16 protein-coding genes and 1 tRNA gene are annotated in these 21,205 nt (G+C 29.2%); 9 read left to right on the top strand and 8 right to left on the bottom strand.

Annotation, left to right across the window (positions count from 1 at the left end):
* Positions 1 to 27 precede the first annotated feature (27 nt).
* The 5 genes from EDL80_RS01550 to dnaA all read left to right on the top strand — a co-directional run bounded on the left by EDL80_RS01550 (position 28) and on the right by dnaA (position 5,976).
* Positions 28 to 1,407, top strand: coding sequence for a malonyl-CoA decarboxylase (locus EDL80_RS01550; protein ID WP_158406454.1), 1,380 nt, complete (start codon positions 28 to 30; stop codon positions 1,405 to 1,407).
* A 35-nt stretch (positions 1,408 to 1,442) separates the two neighbouring features.
* The gene (gatB, locus tag EDL80_RS01555; protein WP_158406455.1) at positions 1,443 to 2,888 is read left to right on the top strand and encodes an Asp-tRNA(Asn)/Glu-tRNA(Gln) amidotransferase subunit GatB; all 1,446 of its coding nucleotides are present in this window, start codon (positions 1,443 to 1,445) and stop codon (positions 2,886 to 2,888) included.
* A 401-nt stretch (positions 2,889 to 3,289) separates the two neighbouring features.
* Positions 3,290 to 3,361: transfer RNA gene (locus EDL80_RS01560), tRNA-Asp, on the top strand.
* A gap of 102 nt (positions 3,362 to 3,463) precedes the next feature.
* Complete coding sequence (locus EDL80_RS01565) at positions 3,464 to 4,267, top strand: SDR family oxidoreductase (RefSeq protein WP_158407088.1); 804 nt, start codon at positions 3,464 to 3,466, stop codon at positions 4,265 to 4,267.
* Between the two features lie 314 nt (positions 4,268 to 4,581).
* Complete coding sequence (dnaA, locus tag EDL80_RS01570; protein WP_158406456.1) at positions 4,582 to 5,976, top strand: chromosomal replication initiator protein DnaA; 1,395 nt, start codon at positions 4,582 to 4,584, stop codon at positions 5,974 to 5,976.
* Between the two features lie 289 nt (positions 5,977 to 6,265).
* Here dnaA and EDL80_RS01575 read toward each other — a convergent pair whose 3' ends face one another.
* Complete coding sequence (locus tag EDL80_RS01575) at positions 6,266 to 7,276, bottom strand: hypothetical protein (RefSeq protein ID WP_158406457.1); 1,011 nt, start codon at positions 7,274 to 7,276, stop codon at positions 6,266 to 6,268.
* Between the two features lie 302 nt (positions 7,277 to 7,578).
* Here EDL80_RS01575 and EDL80_RS01580 point away from each other — a divergent pair, with 302 nt between their 5' ends.
* Together EDL80_RS01580 and EDL80_RS01585 are read left to right on the top strand one after the other, a co-directional pair.
* Positions 7,579 to 8,142 carry a nicotinate-nicotinamide nucleotide adenylyltransferase gene (locus EDL80_RS01580; protein ID WP_158406458.1) on the top strand — a complete coding sequence of 188 codons (564 nt, stop codon included), beginning with the start codon at positions 7,579 to 7,581 and terminating at the stop codon, positions 8,140 to 8,142.
* Between the two features lie 391 nt (positions 8,143 to 8,533).
* Entirely contained in the window at positions 8,534 to 9,250 is a 717-nt protein-coding gene (locus EDL80_RS01585) for a pyridoxine 5'-phosphate synthase (RefSeq protein ID WP_158406459.1), read from the top strand.
* Here EDL80_RS01585 and EDL80_RS01590 read toward each other — a convergent pair.
* The 3 genes from EDL80_RS01590 to EDL80_RS01600 form a co-directional block, all read right to left on the bottom strand.
* On the bottom strand, positions 9,237 to 9,521 hold the full coding sequence (locus tag EDL80_RS01590; protein ID WP_158406460.1) for an HU family DNA-binding protein: 285 nt from the start codon (positions 9,519 to 9,521) through the stop codon (positions 9,237 to 9,239). The two genes, EDL80_RS01585 and EDL80_RS01590, sit on opposite strands and share 14 nt — an antisense overlap.
* A 336-nt stretch (positions 9,522 to 9,857) precedes the next feature.
* Positions 9,858 to 10,748 carry an AAA family ATPase gene (locus tag EDL80_RS01595; protein WP_158406461.1) on the bottom strand — a complete coding sequence of 297 codons (891 nt, stop codon included), beginning with the start codon at positions 10,746 to 10,748 and terminating at the stop codon, positions 9,858 to 9,860.
* A gap of 487 nt (positions 10,749 to 11,235) precedes the next feature.
* Positions 11,236 to 11,856, bottom strand: coding sequence for an L-threonylcarbamoyladenylate synthase (locus tag EDL80_RS01600; protein WP_230957613.1), 621 nt, complete (start codon positions 11,854 to 11,856; stop codon positions 11,236 to 11,238).
* 314 nt (positions 11,857 to 12,170) lie between these two features.
* On the opposite strand from EDL80_RS01600, the gene coaE reads away from it, so the two are divergent.
* Positions 12,171 to 12,776, top strand: a complete 606-nt coding sequence (gene coaE / locus EDL80_RS01605) for a dephospho-CoA kinase (protein ID WP_158406463.1) — start codon at positions 12,171 to 12,173, stop codon at positions 12,774 to 12,776.
* Positions 12,777 to 14,148: 1,372 nt separating this feature from the next.
* Here coaE and thiC read toward each other — a convergent pair.
* The 4 genes from thiC to EDL80_RS01625 all read right to left on the bottom strand — a co-directional run bounded on the left by thiC (position 14,149) and on the right by EDL80_RS01625 (position 17,961).
* Positions 14,149 to 15,816, bottom strand: a complete 1,668-nt coding sequence (gene thiC, locus EDL80_RS01610) for a phosphomethylpyrimidine synthase ThiC (RefSeq protein WP_158406464.1) — start codon at positions 15,814 to 15,816, stop codon at positions 14,149 to 14,151.
* Positions 15,817 to 16,445: 629 nt separating this feature from the next.
* Entirely contained in the window at positions 16,446 to 17,009 is a 564-nt protein-coding gene (locus tag EDL80_RS01615; RefSeq protein WP_158406465.1) for a Smr/MutS family protein, read from the bottom strand.
* Positions 17,010 to 17,162: 153 nt separating this feature from the next.
* Positions 17,163 to 17,561, bottom strand: coding sequence for a DNA-directed RNA polymerase subunit omega (gene rpoZ / locus EDL80_RS01620; RefSeq protein WP_158406466.1), 399 nt, complete (start codon positions 17,559 to 17,561; stop codon positions 17,163 to 17,165).
* A gap of 73 nt (positions 17,562 to 17,634) precedes the next feature.
* The gene (locus EDL80_RS01625; RefSeq protein ID WP_158406467.1) at positions 17,635 to 17,961 is read right to left on the bottom strand and encodes an XRE family transcriptional regulator; all 327 of its coding nucleotides are present in this window, start codon (positions 17,959 to 17,961) and stop codon (positions 17,635 to 17,637) included.
* 449 nt (positions 17,962 to 18,410) lie between these two features.
* Here EDL80_RS01625 and leuS point away from each other — a divergent pair, with 449 nt between their 5' ends.
* Positions 18,411 to 20,903: a leucine--tRNA ligase gene (gene leuS / locus EDL80_RS01630; protein ID WP_158406468.1), complete on the top strand. Its 2,493-nt coding sequence runs from the start codon at positions 18,411 to 18,413 to the stop codon at positions 20,901 to 20,903.
* The last annotated feature ends 302 nt before the right edge of the window (positions 20,904 to 21,205 follow it).

Consider the following 21,205-nt stretch of genomic DNA (forward strand, 5'->3'; position numbering starts at 1 on the left):
TATCTATGTTGTAAAGTAGGATTTCGAATGGATAACTCATTACCAACAATAAGAAATAAGACAATAGATAATGTATTCAAAGTTATGGGTGGGATGGCTGATACAATATTATCTTGGGTTGGCAGTATTAACAAAGACTTGACCAGAGATCAGGATATCAGCAATCTCTATGAGAAAATGAAAGAATGTTTGAGTCCAAAAGGTGGAGAAATTAAGGCTAGGTATAATACTATATCTCTTGGTAATTTATATCTTAATTTGTCTGATATAGGTAAAACAGTATTTTTTAAGTTGTTGGAAGAGAAATTTAGTGCTGATAGGAATGAAATAGATGATAAAATAAGGGATTATATACGTGAAATAGATGGGTATGAAAAGAGAAAACTTGAATTTGAATTAATGGGGGTACTTGAATCTCCTAGATTTCGCATACTCAAGCAATTTATTTCATTACCAGATGGTTTAAAGTTTCTTGTTGATATGAGAGCTGATGTAATGCAGTTGAGAGATAGTAAGCAGTCATTTTTTTCTTTAGAAAAGGATTTAAGGAATATTTTGTCTTATTGGTTTGATATTGGGCTTTTAGATCTACATCAGATTACATGGGATTCTCCTGCTTCTTTGCTAGAAAAGCTTATTTTATATGAGGCAGTTCATGCAATTTCTTCATGGGATGATTTGCGTGATAGATTGGATTCAGATCGTAGGTGTTTTTCCTTTTTTCATTATAAAATGTTAAACGAACCATTAATTTTTGTAGAGGTGGCACTTGTTGATGAAATGACTAGTAGTATACAGATGTTGCTTGATTCTCATGTTCCTCCTAAAGATCCTAAGAATGCGAAAGTAGCAATTTTCTATTCAATATCGAATACTCAGCGAGGGCTTTCTGGAATTAGTTTAGGTAATTTTTTAATAAAACGTGTTGTAAGTAAATTATCCGAGGAGTTTCGGAATATTAAGATTTATGCAACATTGTCACCTATACCTGGTTTTGTTAAATGGCTTATGAAATCGTTGACTTCAGGTGATGTTGGATTTTTGACTGACCTTAAAATTACTATGCCTGTAGATGAGATAATCTCTCATATTAATGAAAAACAGTATTCTGGCTTGTCTCAGGATTTAAAAAACTTATTTCTTAGATTATGTGCTTATTACTTGGTGGAATCTAAGAATAATGATAAGGCTTTAGATCCAGTAGCACACTTTCATCTGAGTAATGGGGCAATTATAAAAAAGTTAAATTGGATGGCTGATACTTCAGAGAAGGGATTGAATTCTTCTATGGGTATCATGGTGAATTACCATTATGAGCTATCTAAAATAGATGATAACTATGAAAATTATCTAGTAAATAGGAAGATTAATTGTTCAAAAGAAGTGTTGTCACTATTGAAGCGTTGATTTAACATACATTATTTGGATTGTAATATATTCTTATGAAAATTATAAAAGGAAAGACATCTGATTGGGAAATAGTGATAGGTTTGGAAGTACACGCACAAGTAATTTCTAATTCCAAGTTGTTTTCCGGTGCTTCAGCACGTACTTATAGTGCTTTACCTAATACGCAAGTATCACTCTTTGATGTGGCAATGCCTGGTATGTTACCTGTGCTAAATGAATACTGTGTTTATCAAGCAGTAAAAACTGGACTTGCGTTGTCGTGTCAGATTAATAATTATTCTGCTTTTGATAGGAAGAATTATTTTTATCCAGATCTACCTTCTGGATATCAAATAACACAGTTTTATTATCCTATAGCAATGGGGGGTAAGGTTATTTTAGATGACCTTGATGGTAAAGAAGTACGTATTACTAGGATCCACCTTGAACAAGATGCTGGAAAAAGTATTCATGAATATGGGAAAACTTATGTTGATTTTAACAGAGCTGGTGTTGCCTTGATGGAAATAGTATCTGAACCAGATTTGAGATCTACTGAAGAAGTGGCAGAATATTTAAAAAAACTGCGTATGATATTGCGTTTTATAGGTACGTGTGATGGAGATATGGAGAAAGGATCATTCCGTTGTGATGCAAATGTTTCAGTTAGGAATATTGGTAGTAGTAAGTTAGGTATAAGGTCTGAAATAAAAAATCTAAATTCTATTCGTTATGTTATGCAAGCTATAGAGTATGAAGCGAATAAACAAGTTATTGCTTTAGAAAATGGAGAACAAATTACGCAAAATACCTTATTGTTTGATGTTACATCGGGAGAAACAAGAGTTATTAGGAATAAAGAAGATGCCCATGATTATAGATATTTTCCAGATCCTGATTTATTTTCATTAAAACTTGATGATCAATATATATCTGATGTCAGATTATCTTTGCCAGAATTACCTATGCAGAAAAAAGATCGTTATATCAATGATTTAAAATTAAATAGATATGATGCTGATATTTTATCTGCAGATAAAGATGTTGCTGAGTATTTTGAAGAAGTTGTACAAAAACATGATGCAAAGCTTGCTTCATCATGGATAATAGGTGAACTTTTTGCTAGATTGAATAAATTAGGAATTACTATAAATGAATCTTCAGTTAAGGCTAGAGATATGATACAATTACTTGATCTGATAGTTGATAAGACTATATCTGGTAAAATAGCAAAACAAGTATTTGATATTATGTTTAAATCAGGTAAATCACCTGTATTGATAGTGAATGAACATGGATTAAGACAGTTAGATGATGTTGATTCAGTATCTGTAGTTGTAGACAATATTTTGAAAAATAATCAAAGTAAGGTAGCTGAGTATAAGCAAGGTAAGGAAAAGTTGTTTGGATATTTTGTAGGACAGGTCATGAAAGAAACACAAGGCAAGGCAAATCCTGAATTAGTTAATTCTATTATTAAAGAAAAGCTACAAGAATAATCTGTGTATCATTATGTTGCTTGAAGATAAATACTATCTTAAGTAAGAGTGTTATGTTGTTGTTTTAGTAGTTAGTATAATGTCTATTTTTAACTTCTAAAGTTCTTCTGGATTATATCGTGTATGTTTGAATTTAAGATGTTATAGTGAAAATTTTTGGGTTTTATTTTCATGTATTTGTTATCAGATATTGTAAGTAGGTATTATATAAATATAATACCTGGTAATGTAAAAAAGTATTTTGATGTTACTTAATTTGTGGTAGGTATTTAATTGATATTATTGAAGTTAGATATTTATATATTATTAAGAGGTTGAAAATCTAGAAATTTGGTTAAATCAATGAAACTTTGTTGACAACTTATATAATGCTGACTAGCATTATATATCTTATGCTTATCGGGAGTGTAGCTCAGTGGTAGAGCACAGGCCTGTCACGCCTGGGGTCGCGAGTTCAAATCTCGTCTCTCCCGCATCTTAAAGTTTTTGTTGTATTTTATGTAATCTTGCTAGTTATGTATTGTGGGAAAGTGAATAATTAAAATAAGGAGATATGAGTGATTGCTAGTAATATAATGAAAGGGAAAAGAGGATTAATTCTTGGTATTGCCAATGATAAGTCTTTAGCATGGGGAATTGCTAAAACTTTAGCTATGCATGGGGCAGATATAGCAGTTACTTATTTATCTGATATTTTTAAGAAGAGAATTGATCCTTTAGTTGAATCTATAGGAGTAAAGTTGGTATTACAATGTGATGTATCTCAGGAAGAATCTATAGATGCAATGTTTGCTCTCTTAGGTAAAGAATGGGAAAGTATAGATTTTTTAGTACACGCTGTTGCTTTTTCTGATAAAAATGAGCTTAAAGGTAGATATGTTGATACATCATTAGAAAATTTTCTAACATCTATGCATATATCATGTTATTCGTTTACCTGTCTTACTAAGAAGGCTGAAAAAATGATGTGTAATGGTGGTAGTATATTAACATTATCCTATTATGGTGCTCAAAAAGTAATGCCTCACTATAATGTTATGGGTGTGTGCAAAGCAGCTTTAGAAGCTAGTGTTAGGTATTTAGCAGTTGATCTTGGTTCTCAAAATATTAGGGTTAATGCTATTTCTGCTGGTCCTGTAAGGACTCTTGCATCTGCAGGAATAGGTGATTTTCATTATATATTGACATGGAATAAATATAATTCGCCTTTACGGCGTAATACAACAATAGAAGATGTAGGGGGTGCTGCACTTTATTTATTAAGTGATTTAGGCAAAGGTACCACTGGGGAAATTTTGTATGTTGACAGTGGTTATCATGCTATAGGAATGAAAGCAATAGATGCTCCAGACATTCATTATATTGAAGGAAATAAATAATAAGGGGTTGTATTAATTAGTAGTTCCATGCTTTATTATTATAATATTTTATCTGTGTTTAGTGTTTTTCTTGCTCTTTTGTTGGTTCTTTTATTATTCATATGTGATTTACTGGATATTGTTGTAAAGAATTATTGTTTTCTATATTGAGAATTTGAGTATTATTATGTTTATTATAAATTTAGTATATTGATGAATAATTGATAGATGAGTTTATTTTTCTATTGTATAATGCAGGCAATTGTAATTTTTATTAGACAGGGTTTTAGTAAGATTATAGTTGTGGGTTATGATTGTAGTTTTGGATTGACTATATGAATAATGATGGTACTGAAATTTTAGAAAATTATCCACAAGATGGACTTCAATCTAGTAGCCATGTAATTTGGAAAAGCATTCAAAGTAAGTTACATAAATTTTATGGCAATGCTATATATGATAGCTGGTTAAGTGTATTACTGTATGTCAGTACTGAAGGTGGTAAGGTGTTACTTTCTGCTCCTACTAGATTTATTAAAGAGTGGATATTGGTTCATTATTTAGATCAGATTTTAAAATGTTGGCAAGATGAAGATCAAAGTATTTGTTCTGTAGATATTTGTGTTGCTAGCAATCAAGATACTAGTTTGTTGGTAGATGTTAAAGATCGGCTAGATAAGGGAATTAAAAGTAACTGTGATCATGTGAGTTCTCCTTTAGATCCTAGGTTTACTTTTGATAATTTTGTAGTTGGTAAGCCAAATGAACTGGCATTTGCTGCTGCAAGAAGGGTGGCGGAATCTAACAACCCAATATCTGGTAGTAATCCTTTATTCTTATATGGTGGTGTAGGATTAGGTAAAACTCATTTAATGCATGCTATTGCATGGTATATTATCAAATCTTGTTCAAAGAGAAAGATAGCTTACCTTTCCGCAGAAAAATTTATGTATCAGTATGTTACTGCATTGAGAAGTAAGGACATAATGTTATTTAAGGAGCAGTTTCGTTCAGTGGATATATTGATGGTTGATGATGTGCAATTTATTAGTGGTAAAGATAGTACTCAGGAGGAATTCTTTCATACTTTTAATGCATTAATAGATCAAAATAAGCAGTTGGTTATATCTGCTGATAGATCACCTAGTGATTTAGACGGGGTTGAAGAGAGAATAAAATCACGTCTTGGATGGGGATTAGTTGCTGATATTAATGAAACAACTTTTGAATTGCGGTTAGGTATTTTGCAATTAAAAGTTGAAAAAATGGGTATTAACATTCCAAATAAAGTATTGGAGTTTTTAGCTAAGAATATAAAATCTAATATTAGGGAATTAGAAGGTGCTCTTAATAAAGTAGTAGCTCATTCTTCATTAGTAGGGTGTAGTATTACTTTAGATACAGCAAGTGATATCTTGTCTGATTTGTTACGTGCAAATCACAAGTCAGTTACATTAGAATGTATTCAAAAGAAAGTTGCTGAGTTTTTTAACATCAAAGTATCTGATATGTATTCTACTAGAAGGTTAAGGACTTTAGCTAGGCCTAGGCAAATTGCTATGTATCTGTCGAAGAAATTGACTCAAAAAAGTTTGCCAGAAATTGGTAAGAGTTTTGGTGGAAGAGACCATGCTACAGTGATTCATGCTGTCAAGCAAATAGAGAAGTTAATGGATACAGATAGTAAATTAAGAGATGATATTAATTTACTTAATAGAATGTTAAGGTAGATTTGTAGGATCAATTTATTGTCTATTGTTGCTTGGTTTCTTCTGTATACTAGGTATTGTATTGATAGTAAGTCGATAAACATAAGTAAGATAGTTTACCTGATAGTATACTGTGCTAATAATAGAGTTAGCCTGCAGTACGATATTAATTATCATATTAAAGTATTATGAATATTCATGTGTAAAGCAACACAACATATCTTCTTTAAGTATATTATATGCTTTTGTGTATATACTGATATTATAGTAATATACACTTTGGATGGGAATATCGATGATTATAATTGAGTTATTTTTGTTTGCTTGAAGTATCTTGTGGATGTTTAGTGCTGGTTTGTCTACTTTTTTGTTCTTCTAACATAGCGGTATAATTTTTACTTCCTTCAGGAGTTAAGGGTTGGTATGTCATACTTTCTGGAAAAGGACAGTGTATAGTTCCTTCTTTGTATTTATCATGTGTAATTATTCCATATACACTTTTACCAACAACACCTATGGTAAAGACTGGTAATAATGCACCTCCTAAACCTGGCATACTTAATGTGAGAGCTGTAAGAAGGAAAAAAGAACAAGTTAATATTGGACTGACTGATGAAGATATTAATATTTCATCTAATGATTCTAGGTGTTGTTTTGCTTCTGTTTTTTTACCAAAGTTAAGCTTTTTCTTAATGGAACTAAGCGGATTGTTTATATCTATTCCTGTTGCTTTCTCTAATTCTCTAGCTACATCTTCAAGTGAACAACCGCTAGATGTTGCGTGTTTATGTGCAGCTATGGCTTCTTCTAATTTTGCTTGTTTCTGTAATGCAGTTGTGTCTGATTTTAGATGACTACAGACTATTACTACCTTAACAAATGCTTCGAAGTCTTGATCAGACATGTCTTGCATTGTTTGATTCATTTCATTTAAAAAGGCAAGTCTATATATTCCTTTGAGTATTAATAATTTTTTATTTTCAGGTAGTTTTCTTATACATCTGGTGAGTATTTTGACTTTATCTCCTATATGTGCATCATTGTGCAAAGTGTTTACTATTTCATTTTTAAGCATTTGTTGGCTATGAAGCTCTATATCTCTAGAAAAATTGGGATGTGAAAGATATTGTTGGATTTCTTCATTGCTTTTACCACGTTCTGCTAGTTTTGCTTTTTGATGTTCTGTAAACTGATTTTTTAACTCTTCCTGGCGTTGCATCAAATGATCATTTGATTGATTCATTAGAGATAAGATGTATTCTATAGATGGGGAACCTGCAGAGGAATATATACTTTTAATATCTCGTTCAGTGTAAAACATATATTTATTTCTTAATTAATATGCTGATCATAGCTGTAGATAAAATGTTTATATAATCAACATTGTTAAATACATATAAAGCATGATTGCTCACCTATTATGCAACAAACTTATTAATAATACCATACTCATGAAGATACAATAACAATATAATTTATTTATATATAAAATGCTATATTTAGCAGTGATTAACTTTATAATAAATTTATTGTTTTTGAAATCTTTTATTTATTAGTACTTAAACCTAAGCCTAACACATATTATTATAGTATATATAAAGAATATTTTTATAAAAATTTATTATGTTAAAAAGGTTAACTATAGGATTATTAGGTGGTTCTTTTAATCCACCACACTATGGTCATATGTATATTACACGAGAATCTATAAAGCGACTTAAATTAGATATGGTATGGTGGTTAATAGTACCTCAGAATCCGTTAAAATTTAATGGAGGATACGATATTCATGAGAGAACTGTGTTGTCCTCTAAATTAATTTCAGGTTATAGAAGAGTTAGGATTGTAAAGGTACAAGAGTGTTATAGTTACAATACTGTAGTGAAATTACAAAGTATGTTTAAGCATATTAATTTTATATGGTTAATGGGGTCTGATAATCTTTTGGCATTTCATTTATGGTATAGGTGGAGAGATTTTTGTAAATTATTGCCTATTATAGTTTTTGAACGTACAGGGTATGTTTATAGGTTTTTTGGTACTCCATTTGTTAGTTATATGCGGAATATGTATTTTGTAAATCCTCAATTGTTGATGTATAGTAAATATGGGTGGAGTTTTATTAGATTACGAACTTATAGTATATCATCTTCTGAAATAAGAGGATATAGTTTAAAGAAAGTGTAGTGTTCTAATGTATAGTATATTTTGTATTAGGATAAAAATGTGTATCTGTTTTTTTAAGAGGTTATTGTATACAAATTATAAACTGTGTCTTTTTCACTACTAGTATTTTTTTTATTTAAACGTCATTTACAAAATATTTGGAAATAATATATACGTTGTCCAATGTTTCTAATGACGGGCAATTTTTTTGAATTTAAGGTTACAGAAATAATTATTTGGTATCTTATAAAATATTTATGTATACTGAATAGATCTTTCTGTATTAGGTCATTGTAATATCTTAGTTTTTTCGCAATCAGGGCATACAATTTTAAAAATATAGTGCTTGTGTGAAGACTTTATTGGTAATATATAATGTGCTGTACAGCCATAGATATATAAGAGGGTTTTGATGTCAAGCATTGCTTTAGGAGTGAATATTGATCATATTGCTACATTGCGTAATGCCAGAAATACTGAGTATCCTAATCTTGTTGAGATAGCGAATATAGCAGTAGCTAATGGTGCAGATTTTATTACTGTTCATCTAAGAGAAGACCGTAGACATATAAGAGATGATGATGTTTTTCAACTAAAAAATAGTTTGAATGTACCATTAAACTTGGAAATTGCTGCAATTGATGAGATGTTAGATATAGCCATAGCAGTGAAACCAGAATGTGTTTGTTTAGTTCCAGAAAAAAGACAGGAACTGACAACAGAAGGGGGGTTAGATGTGGAGCATATGTTCTCTTATTTAGTTCCTTTTGTTGCAGAGTTACATCATCATAATATCAAAGTTACATTATTTATAGAACCTGATATCAACCAAATCAATTATGCAGAAAGATTAGCGGTTGACAACGTGGAACTGCACACAGGTACATACTGTAATTATCATACACAGAGTGAACTTGATAAAATCCTAAAGGCGGCAGAACACTGCTACACACATAACATAGAGTGCCACGCAGGGCATGGCCTAAATTATCAAAGTGCTGCTATTATAGCGAGAGTACCATACATATCAGCACTTAACATAGGACATTTCTTAGTTTGTGAAGCTGTGCTACATGGAATAGGTACCTCTATTTATAAAATGAAGAAGGTCATCTCTAGTCCTCTATAGAGTTGATAGAATTTGAAAGCTTCTTGCTGGATCTAAATCTTACTCTTTTCTTAGGTGATAGCGTTTCTAGCTTTCCAGTTTTTGGGTTGTGATATTTCTTTTCTGCACATTGAATTACATGAAGTGTTCCAACATTGTGCAGTCTGATTAAATTAGATGTTTTCAATGCATTTTGGATATTAAGCATTACTAGATCATATGCTTGACTTGATGTCTTTTTTGTTAACCCTAATTCTGCCATCAGTGTTCTCACTACCATATCCTTACTCATAACTTAACTCCTAATTTTACATAACTGAACATGAACTTAGGATATTAGGTTAGTTGATATAGTCAACTAAATTTATTGCTATTACTTAAAGCATGGTTAATTAATGTGCAATTTTTAGTAGATAATGATGTTATTTATGATTTATTTTAGTAAATTAATAATAATTTTTACTAATTTATATCAAAATAAGCTTGTTTTAAGTGTAGTATATTATAGTGACTACAAGTATGTTGATAGTTTTTATATGAGTCTAATATATTTTTTATTGGGATAAGGTATTTGAGTATATACTATATATAGTATATACTATGATTACTTTAGATAAAGAAATCTGAGCTAATTGAGTAATTTGGCTAATATATTAACTAGTTTTAGTAGAGATGCCTTTTTATCTAGTTGGAATTTTCTGATAGAAAATATCAAGTGTTGGATTTGAGATATTTTTGGAAGAAGTAGTTCAGTGTGAGTGTTGTTTTTTATGGTACATATTAAGTTGTGATTAGTGCTTAAACTTGTTGTAATACCTAATGTTTCTTTTATTATGTCTAGTATAATTGTAAGTAGTATGTGTTCTATTTTATAGAGAGTAATATCAGTCGTTATGATCTCTTCTACTGTTAGATTGTTACATTTTTTGGAAATTACTGCGATAAGGTTTTCATATAAGTGGATTTCTTCTGTAATGTCTTGATTTACCATTCCTGGTGTACCTGGATAAATATGGCTTATTTTTTTATGATCTAAGTCTGGGTATGTGATTTTTAATACTTGTTGGGTTTCTTCAGTATTTAAGTCTGATAAGCCTAATGTAAAACATCGTGATCTTATTACTACTGGTACAGAATGTAAATTATGGCTAATTAAAATTATTATAGAATTATTGGGTGGTTCTTCTAAGATTTTCAACATTGCATTTGTAGCATTAATGTTTAAGTTATCTATACTGTCTATAATTACCAATTTGTGATTAGATCTTGCTGTACTTAAGTGTAGAAAGTTTTTTATATTTCTAATCTTTTCTATACCTATTATCTCTTCATTATCATGGATAGTTAAAATATCGGGATTGTAGCATTTGAAATCTGTGAATTGTGTTATATGTTGTGCAAAATAATATGCTAATGTTGCTTTACCAATACCTTTGCTTCCGTGAAATAACCATGATTGTATTTGAGGATTACTGATTAAAGTATGCTTTGCTAACTCGTGTCCTATAATTGTATTCATGGTTTTTGTATGTTGTTAAGACTTTATATACTCTACTATATTTTATAACATTAATTACTGAAAGATAGTTACATGTTGTATGTGATTATAAACATATAAGCATTGTTTAAGTATGGTATGAATATTTTTTTTGTAAATACTGATATTCATTAATATTTTGTATTTTGAAGTTTTTATATATTTTTTTGTTCAATACTTAAATCAACTTATATTATACAATCTTGCTAGTGGTGATCAATGAATTTATATAGAAGATTTATCGCATATTTAATGTTAGTGACTTTAATAAGGTATTTTGTGTCTGTATGAGTTTATTATATTTAAATGTATTACTATAGCAATAAAAGGTAATGTGACTTTAAAAATATATAATTTACGTGGTTGTATATGTAATATTTGTATTATGTCCTGTGTAGTATGTTAGATAATATTAATTAGTTATATGTTATTTAAGTACATAAATTTTTTAGTAGAAAAAATGATGTTTTTACGTTATTTTGACATTAGTTTTCCTTAGTATTTCTTGAATTCTTTCTTCTGTTATTGCACCTTTTCTTAAGATTTGATATGAAGTTAAATCAATTACTGTTGATACAATTCCATTAACTAGTCTGTTGTCATCTATTGTAACTGCAATGTGTTTTTTTATGTCATGTGGGATTTGATCAGCACGGATTGCATCTTGTTGTCCAGAGATGTTAACACTTGTTGCTACTATAGGGTGGTCAAAATTATTTAGAATTTCTAAGGCTATAGGATGATCTGGAATACGTATTCCAATCTTATTATAAAAAAATTGTTTTGGTAATTTACCATAGTTATGAATTGGTAGTACAAAAGTAATAGATCCTGGTGATAATTGTTGTATTATATGAATAATGTATTCTGTAAGATTAGAAAACTGTTTTATTTGATCTATATTACTTAATAGTAGTGATACTGGTTTGCTATAAGGTCTGTTTTTTATTTGATATATTTTTTGTATGACTTCAGTATCATAGGCATTTCCAGCTAATGCGTAAACAGTTTCAGTAGGAAAGCATATAAGTTGGTTATCTTTTAGTGCTTGTATTGCTTGTTGTATCATAGTATATTTTATGTTGATCATGTACTGGATAAATTATATGTATGATAATGCAAATGTACTAGTACTTGTAAATAGCAGAAACTGTGTACTCTTATTATATTGATTTTTATAGATTAACAAATATGTAAAAGTTATAACATATATAAGTTATACTTTGATATGTGTTTTATTGATAAAAAAGGGTAGGATATTTAATATATTATAGATATTCATGATATTTTTACTGTAGCTACATATAGATACATTTGTGAATATATTTGGTGCAATATTTAAAATATGTATGGCCTATATTATACATATTTAGTTTCCTATGTTTTGTTATTAGTTGTAACTATATGGTAGTTTTAGGGTTAACAGGTAGAATAGGATCTGGAAAAAGTTTGGTTGCTAGTTATTTTAGCAGATTTTTTAAGGCAGCAGTATTTGATGCTGATAATGTAGTAAGTGATTTATATAATTCTGACAGTAATGTTATAGAACTTGTAAGATCATATTTTCCGAGTTCTGTAAATAATGGAGTTGTTGATAAGAATAATCTCAGGAATTATTTTTTACTTTATGATGACCTGTGGGTAAAGTTTCAATCTGAGTTGCATTCAATAGTCTGGTCTATACAGAAAGATTTTATTCTGTACAATAGTAGAAGGTTAACAAAATATGTAGTATTGGATGTTCCTCTGTTGGTAGAATCTAATTACCATGGTTGTTGTGATTTTGTTATTCATGTGAAAGTTAGTAATATTTTACAATGGACAAGGTTATTAAAGCGTGGTTTGTCAAGGCGTGAATTTGAATTAATTTCTAAAGTACAGTTATCTGATCATAAGAGGGAACGACTTTCAGATTTTACTATCAATACTGGATTGAATAAAGGTTATGTTATATCACAAGTTAAGAATATAGCTTGTCAAATAGATCGTAAGATTGAATGTAATGCCTAAATTAATTAGTTGTTATGTTGATTAATAAGGTGATTTTATAAAAGATTTTTCTAGTGAATTATATTGATATTTCTAAATCCTATATAACGGTTAGGTTATAATACCAAAATTTGCATTATTGTTATCCTGCATCTTTGAAAAGTTTTAACATTGATATCACTATTTCAGTAGTAAATAGATTCTATATGATTAACGCTTTATTGTATACTAGCGTTTTAATAGTAAAGATTATGTGCATAAATATGTTCTAATGATTTATGTATGTCAGGAATTATCAAAAGTAAATTGTGCTGAAATAGTATTGTTAGTTTGTAATAATATTTATGTTTGCTTTTACAATAAAGGTGATTTTTTATTTTTAAAACTACCTAGTATAGATATGATATTGAGAAATAGATGTTAGATTTATTATGAAAAATAAAATGTATATAGTTAGATTGACTTTTTACGTAGCATGATATTGATGCAAAAGTATATGTTTTAGCATATAGTCTAGATAAAAAAGTGAAATTAGGTACTGGTATATAAGTTGTAATTTAATAGTGAAAGTTTTTGTTATATGTATTTCAGTATTTGTACTATAGAGCTAAAAATGGTACGGAATTTTCAGTAAGGATATTGTTGTTTTAAATTTATGTTATTACAATATATTATCTGTAATACAATTGTATGATAGTATTAAAGTGACTTTTTACGTAGCATGATATTAATGCGAAAGTATATGTTTTAGCATATGGTCTAGATAAAAAAGTGAAATTAGGTACTGGTATATAGGTTGTAATTTAATAGTGAAAGTTTTTGTTATATGTATTTCAGTATTTGTACTATAGAGCTAAAAATGGTACGGAATTTTCAGTAAGGATATTGTTGTTTTAAATTTATGTTATTACAATATATTATCTGTAATACAATTGTGTGATAGTATTAAAGTGACTTTTTACGTAGCATGATATTAATGCGAAAGTATATGTTTTAGCATATGGTCTAGATAAAAAAGTGAAATTAAGTACTGGTGTATAGGTTATATTTAATAGTAAATGTTTTTATTGTGTGTGTTTCAGTATTTGTACTATAGAGCTAAAAATGGTACGGAATTTTCAGTAAGGATATTGTTGTTTTAAATTTATGTTATTACAATATATTATCTGTAATGCAATTGTTTGATAATATTAAGGTGACTTTTTATTTAGGTATTATGTTAGTACAAAATTGTATATTTTGAGACATAGTGTGGCTGAACAATGGAATTTGGTATTACTAATTGTATATAATCTGATAGTCAATATTTTTATTGCGTATTTAGTTGTTTGTATCATAGGTTTGATATAATTCTGACTTTTCAATAGAAACGTTGTTATTAGTAAGTTTTTACTTATTCAGTCAGGTTATTTTGTAATTGATGTGTTAATTTCATTGAACAGAATTTTGGCCCACACATTGAGCAAAAATGTGCAGATTTTGCATGCTCGGAAGGAAGAGATTCATCGTGGAAAGATTTAGCTGTTTTTGGATCAAGTGATAAATTAAATTGATCATGCCATCTAAAGTTGAATCTTGCGTGACTTAATGCATAGTCTCTTACATAGGCAGAAGGATTGCCTTTTGCCAAATCTGCTGCATGTGCTGCTATTTTATATGCAATTACTCCATCTTTTACGTCATTAATATTTGGTAATCCAAGGTGCTCTTTTGGTGTTACATAGCATAACATAGAAGTACCATACCATCCTATCATTGCTGCACCTATAGCACTGGTAATATGATCATATCCAGGAGCAATATCTGTAGTTAGTGGTCCTAAAGTGTAGAATGGAGCTTCTTTACAAAAATGTACCTGTTTTTCCATGTTTTCTTTAATTAAGTGCATTGGTATATGTCCTGGGCCTTCTATCATGACTTGACAATCATGTTTCCACGCAATGTCTGTGAGTTCTCCTAATGTTTGTAATTCTAAAAACTGTGCTTTGTCATTTGCATCTGCTATGGAACCTGGTCTAAGTCCATCTCCTAAAGAAAAAGCAATGTCATAGCTTTTCATAATGTCACATATTTCTTCAAAATTTGTATAAAGAAAATTTTCTTTATTATGTATGGTGCACCATTGTGCAATAATAGCTCCACCTCTGGATACAATACCAGTTAATCGATTAGTTGCATATTGAATGTGATTTTTTAATACACCTGCATGTATAGTAAAGTAGTCTACTCCTTGTTCTGCTTGTTCAATTAGTGTTTCTTTAAAAACATTAAAATTAAGTTCTCCTACTATTCCATTTACTTTGTTAAGTGCTTGGTATATGGGTACTGTGCCTATTGGTACTGGGCTATTCCTAATAATCCATTCTCTAATATTGTGTATATGATTCCCTGTTGATAAATCCATTACTGTGTCAGCACCATATATAATCGCATGTATCATTTTATAAACTTCCTCGGTGACATCTGAGATTACTGCTGAATTTCCAATATTGGCATTGATTTTTACTAGAAAGTTTTTTCCAATGATCATGGGTTCTGATTCTGGATGATTAATGTTTGCTGGAATGATTGCTCGACCAGCAGCTACTTCCTGTCGTACAAATTCTGGTGTGATTTCTGGGGTTATAATATTTGGTATGTATGACAGAACTTTTTGTATTAAAGAGTTTTCTCGTACTGCAATATATTCCATTTCTGGAGTGATAATATTATTTCGTGCATAGAACATCTGAGTTACTGGTTTATCATTTTTAGCTTTTAGAGCTTTGTTGTTTTGTAAAGGAAATGCCGTACTAGGATTTGTGTTTATCGTATGTTTATCGTAATACTCTACATCTTGTCTATCTGTTATCCAATCAAGCCGTAGTTTTTTAATACCATTGTTTATATTTGTTTGTATATTTTTGTCAGAATGTGGTCCACCAGTATCATATATTAGGATTGATTCAGTATCGTTGTTGAAAGAAATCTTACGCATACCAATTTGAATATTCTTGTAAATTTTACCTGCTATGTATTCCTTGCATGATGAAGGAAATGTAGTATTGAGATCCATTTTCATATTTATTAATGAAGTAATATATGCAAAGTATAGTATATGTTATTTTAATTTATGTCTATAATTGTAAAAAGATTAAGCTTTATAAGAAACATATAAATGAGCCATAACTAAATATTATGTTATTTACAATATATGATAAGTTGTACGTATTTATATTGATTTGATATCTTATTTTGTACAAAAACTATTAAATTAATTATTATAAGTTTAATATATGTTAATCAGTGATAATGGTAATTTCTCATTATATTAAGTAGTTAAAAGCTTTAGTGATAAAATTATATCTAAATATTTAAGCGTTTAGGAAATTAATGTTTGGTAGGGTGTGTGTTGTGTTTATGTATGAAAGTGGGTTTTATTTAAATTTTTTAGTGATGGTAATGTCTGACTATGTTGAATAGTTAAAAGCTTTGGTGATCTGAATATTTAAGCGTTTAGGAAATTAATGTTTGGTAGGATGTGTGTTGTGTTTATGTATGAAAATGGGTTTTATTTAAATTTTTTTAGTGATAGTAATTTCTGATTACATTGAGTAGTTGAAAGCTTTAATGATAAAGTTGTATCTGGAATATTTAAATATTGATGGTTAATTAGATGTGTGTTGTGATTATATATAGTATCAAAAAATTTCATTTGGATTTTTTTTTACTTTTAATTAGTAAATAAAATGCACCTTTCCCTCCATGTATACCAATAGCTTCTTTACAGTATAATATTAGACTTGCTATTTGTTCATTGTGTAACCACTTATTGAAATTACTTTTTATGCTATTATTAGTACCTTGACTTTTACTTCCCCAACCTGTGATAATTAGTAAGCACTTTTTTGATGTATTGTAGCTTTTAATGATAAAGTTTACTAATGTAATGTAAGCTGTATCTAGTGTATACCCATGTAAATCTAATACAGCATCTATGTGATACTTTCCCTTATCTATCTTCTTTTTAGTATTTTTGTCTAGGTTGATTCCATTTGTTGTTGATTGTTGATTGTTGGGTTTTGATGTGTTATTTGGTAGTACTGTATGATTATTTATGTAGTAGCTATCTTGTAAAAATATATTAGTACAGAATGTACTATATTTCTTTACCTGTTTTTTTTGAATAACCTTGTTATTATTGATTGGAGTAGCTGTTGCAGCAATAGAACTCCACAATGCTACACCATCAACATCATCTGAATAATTTGACATTTCTTTTTAATAGTTTGCTTATAATCACACACTTACTTTTATGATATTATACATAAAAAAGTGAAGCAATTATAAATTTACATGTGTGTGCCAAAAAAAAAACTTGTACAACAAAGTAGCTTAAAAAATAGATTTTTAACTGATGTGCCAAACTTATTCCTTTTTAGTGAGAAAAAAATTATCTCCATCTAAAAACTTAGAAGCTTCACTATTTGATGAGTTAGCATCTAATTCACCAGGATTACTGTTTGTATTTTTTTGAAATATGTCAACATTATTCTTATGCTTATGAGTGACATATGATTCATCTGAATTGATAAATTTCTCCATGTACTTCCTGCATCTTTGTACAGCCAAGTTAAATAGAAGGTGCACATCCAATTGTTCATTTGCTATCTCTGTCAAAGCAACAATAGTATTTTTACTGTTTTTGTGTTTTACTACTGGGCATGCTCCAGAGTTTAAATCATGAGTTCTTTGGCTTGCCAAGATAACTAACTTAAACTTATTGTTAGTGCGCCCCATGCATTCTTCAACCGTAAGACGTGCCATTAATAACCTAACATAAATAAAGGTTTAATTATAGCATGAATAAGAAATTATGCAATATTAAGAATCTATGTGGCTAATTATTTTTTTGTAATATAACTAGATTAATAGATTCTAGAGATTTATCAGTCATATTGTCTTTATTAATTAGCGCAATTTCTGAATTGTTGACAGTGATTGTTATGTTGATTTCACATTTTAACCGTAATAAAAATATAAGTAAGCGTTCTAGAGAAAATCCAGCAGTTTTTCCATTACTTATATGTGATATTTTTGGTTGATCTACTCCTAAAATTTTTGCAGAGGTCACTTGATTCCAGTGGTTATTATATGTAATATCCTTTATTAATTTCAGTATTCTATACTTAATGCTGTAATCATTAGTTTTACTTATTGTTGTCATAATTTTATACCATAAATCTACAAAGACAAAATAACCTTGGTCAATCAATCAATATTTAAAAAATAATACTTAGTTACTTTATACCTAACTTAATAATAGAATATATATATTACAATTTTTATATTATTATTTTATTTTTTATAAAAAAGTATTAATATTTTAAATACTTATACTAATAAAACATTATCATGCATCGATAAATTAGCAAATATTGTTTTTTCATGTATATTTGATAAATTAATCCATATGTTAAAAATATTATATTAAATCACTTTATAATTTATTGATGATGAAGTATATAATGTACATTTTTTGAGAATTTACATATGAAAAATGCATTTTTTATATGTTTTTTAAGTCAAAATATTTGTATTGCTTGAATTATCTACATAAGATGTTATAAAAAATTTAAGTATAAGTTTAATTATCTCAATTACCAATGGGACACTATGCATTATAATTTTAAGGAAGTTGAGCGAGATATACAGGCAAAATGGAATTTCAAAGTTAATGTACAAGACGTACAGTGTTATGTGTTAGAGATGTTTCCTTATCCTTCTGGTAATATACACATGGGGCATTTACGTAATTATACAATAGGAGATGTTATTGCTAGATATAAGCGAGCTTGTGGTTTAAATGTATTTCATCCTATAGGGTGGGATGCTTTTGGATTACCTGCAGAAAATGCTGCGTTATCTTATAATATAAGTCCGCAAATTTGGACTAAAAAAAATATTGATAATATGAGATGTCAGTTAAAATCTATAGGATTGTCCTATAATTGGGATAAAGAGCTTGCTACTTGTAATACAGAGTATTACAAACATGAGCAAGAATTTTTTCTTGATTTTCTTAAGTGTGGATTGGCTTATCGTAAAGAATCACTAGTCAATTGGGATCCTGTTGATAAAACTGTTCTTGCGAATGAACAAGTTATAGATGGTAAAGGATGGCGTTCTGGTGCTGTTATAGAAAAACGAAAATTATTTCAATGGTTTTTAAAAGTTACTGATTTTGCAGAAGAATTATTGGCTGATTTGAAGTTGTTAAATCAATGGCCAGAAAAAGTAAAATTGATGCAAGAGCGCTGGATAGGGAAATCAGAAGGTGTTATTATAGATTTTAAAGTTATAGGTGTTAATGAGGTTTTGCAAGTTTTTACTACGGCTCCTCATACACTATTTGGAGCATCGTTTATTGCGATATCTTTTGATCATCCGATCTTAAAATGTATTAATGATGTACAGTTAATTCGGCAGATTAATAGTTTTGATAGAAAGAATTTAATAGATGAAGCATCTATTAATACAGTGGAAAAATTTGGGATAAATTCTGGGCTGGTTGCAAAACATCCTTTATTAGATATAGATTTGCCTATATATGCTGCGAATTTTGTTTTAATGAACTATGGAACAGGGGCTGTATTTTGTTGTCCAGCACATGATCAACGGGATTTTGATTTTGCTAAAAAATATTCTTTACCAATAAAGCAGGTAATTTTTCCTGAACAGGATGTCAATTTAGAACAAGAGGCATATGCAGGTTCAGGTATTATGGGATGTTCTGAATTCTTAGATGGCATGACAGTTGATGATGCAAAGGAAAGCATTATCAAGAAGCTCATGTCTTTAGGAATATGTAAAAAACAAGTATACTATAGGTTACATGACTGGGGAATATCTAGACAGCGTTATTGGGGATGTCCTATACCTGTAATATACTGTAAAAAATGTGGCATAGTACCTGTTGACAAGAAAGATTTACCGATTACTTTGCCTGAAGATATTGATTTTACAAAATCTGGTAATCCTTTAGATAATCATCCTACTTGGAAGTATACAGAATGTCCTTCTTGTGGTGCTGATGCTGAACGTGAAACTGATACTTTTGATACTTTTTTTGAATCTTCTTGGTATTTTGCAGCATTTTGTGGAATAAGTAAAGGTATAGATAGAGATGTGTGTAATAGATTACTACCGGTTAATTATTATGTAGGTGGTATAGAACATGCAGTATTGCATTTATTATATTCTAGATTTTTTTGTAGGGCATTAACTAAGTGTGAGTATTTTGATATTAAAGAACCATTTTCTAATCTTATAACACAAGGTATGGTTTGTCATGCTACATATTTAGATGAAGATGGTAACTATTTATTTCCTGAAGAAGGTAGAAAGATGATACAGGAAGGTAAATATGTTACTGTGGGTAGGGCTGAAAAAATGAGTAAATCGAAGAAAAATGTAGTACATCTTGATTATATTATTGATAAATATGGTGCTGATTCTGCAAGATTGTTTATATTATCTGATACTCCTCCTGAACGTGATATAGAATGGTTAGATGAGAATATAGAAGGTGTAAGTAAATATCTAAATAAACTATGGAAGATGATAGTTGATTATGATCAAATAGAGCAAAATTTTGTGTGTGATAATATATCAAGTGATACTTTGGAATACAGAATTAATGTACATAGGATTTTAAATGATATTACTAATGATTTAGAATTTTATCGTTTTAATTGTGCAGTAGCTAAATTTCGTGAATTGAGTAATATTATTTCTGATATGATAAGATTATCAATTAATCATCATGTAGTAAGTGAAGCGATATATATTTTGATTAGAGTAATAGAACCATTTATTCCTCACATAGCAGAAAAATTATGGGAAATTGTAGGAGGTCATGGGATGTTATGGAATCAATCATGGCCTAAAATAAATTCAGAATTACTTGTTAAGAAGAATGTTAATATTGTTGTACAAGTTAATGGGAAGTTTATAAAGGCAGTATCTGTTCCAAATGATATTGATGATGATACCTTAAAAAGTATTGCTTTAGAAGTAGCTCAAAGAAAAATAGGTAGTGATCTAGTAAAGAATATGTATATCATACCAGGACGTGTCGTAAATATTGTGACAGTAAAATCATCTTAAAATTTTTTATGTATGTAGTTTGATTTGTCATTTTTTGTATGATAATGGGTAGATTGACAGTATACCAGTTTAAAGATGGTGTGTGTAAAGTTAGGGTAAATCGAGTAATTTGGGAAATGTATTGTTCTGTAAAATTATTAAAGTTTTTTAGTGTGTAGTTTAATTTGTTATTTACTTATAAATGTGTAGTAGGTTTTTGGTTTATATAAGTATATTGGATTGATAAAATATCACTTCAGCAAAATGTATAGAAAATTAGCTAACCACATTTAATAGTTAGAAAATGTGTGTTGTTTCTGTCA

The organism is Ehrlichia ruminantium (genome assembly GCF_009728835.1).
In the GTDB taxonomy this organism is placed as follows: Bacteria; Pseudomonadota; Alphaproteobacteria; order Rickettsiales; family Anaplasmataceae; genus Ehrlichia; species Ehrlichia ruminantium_B.

Excerpts from the sequence above, each read along its gene's own strand:
- EDL80_RS01590 (WP_158406460.1), bottom strand. The coding sequence starts at position 9,521 with ATGAGTAAGGATATGGTAGTGAGAACACTGATGGCAGAATTAGGGTTA.
- EDL80_RS01575 (WP_158406457.1), bottom strand. The coding sequence starts at position 7,276 with ATGTTTTACACTGAACGAGATATTAAAAGTATATATTCCTCTGCAGGT.
- EDL80_RS01565 (WP_158407088.1), top strand. The coding sequence starts at position 3,464 with ATGAAAGGGAAAAGAGGATTAATTCTTGGTATTGCCAATGATAAGTCT.
- leuS (WP_158406468.1), top strand. The coding sequence starts at position 18,411 with ATGCATTATAATTTTAAGGAAGTTGAGCGAGATATACAGGCAAAATGG.
- EDL80_RS01595 (WP_158406461.1), bottom strand. The coding sequence starts at position 10,748 with ATGAATACAATTATAGGACACGAGTTAGCAAAGCATACTTTAATCAGT.
- rpoZ (WP_158406466.1), bottom strand. The coding sequence starts at position 17,561 with ATGGCACGTCTTACGGTTGAAGAATGCATGGGGCGCACTAACAATAAG.
- coaE (WP_158406463.1), top strand. The coding sequence starts at position 12,171 with ATGGTAGTTTTAGGGTTAACAGGTAGAATAGGATCTGGAAAAAGTTTG.
- thiC (WP_158406464.1), bottom strand. The coding sequence starts at position 15,816 with ATGAAAATGGATCTCAATACTACATTTCCTTCATCATGCAAGGAATAC.
- EDL80_RS01580 (WP_158406458.1), top strand. The coding sequence starts at position 7,579 with ATGTTAAAAAGGTTAACTATAGGATTATTAGGTGGTTCTTTTAATCCA.
- EDL80_RS01585 (WP_158406459.1), top strand. The coding sequence starts at position 8,534 with ATGTCAAGCATTGCTTTAGGAGTGAATATTGATCATATTGCTACATTG.
- gatB (WP_158406455.1), top strand. The coding sequence starts at position 1,443 with ATGAAAATTATAAAAGGAAAGACATCTGATTGGGAAATAGTGATAGGT.
- EDL80_RS01550 (WP_158406454.1), top strand. The coding sequence starts at position 28 with ATGGATAACTCATTACCAACAATAAGAAATAAGACAATAGATAATGTA.
- EDL80_RS01625 (WP_158406467.1), bottom strand. The coding sequence starts at position 17,961 with ATGACAACAATAAGTAAAACTAATGATTACAGCATTAAGTATAGAATA.
- EDL80_RS01615 (WP_158406465.1), bottom strand. The coding sequence starts at position 17,009 with ATGTCAAATTATTCAGATGATGTTGATGGTGTAGCATTGTGGAGTTCT.
- dnaA (WP_158406456.1), top strand. The coding sequence starts at position 4,582 with ATGAATAATGATGGTACTGAAATTTTAGAAAATTATCCACAAGATGGA.
- EDL80_RS01600 (WP_230957613.1), bottom strand. The coding sequence starts at position 11,856 with ATGATCAACATAAAATATACTATGATACAACAAGCAATACAAGCACTA.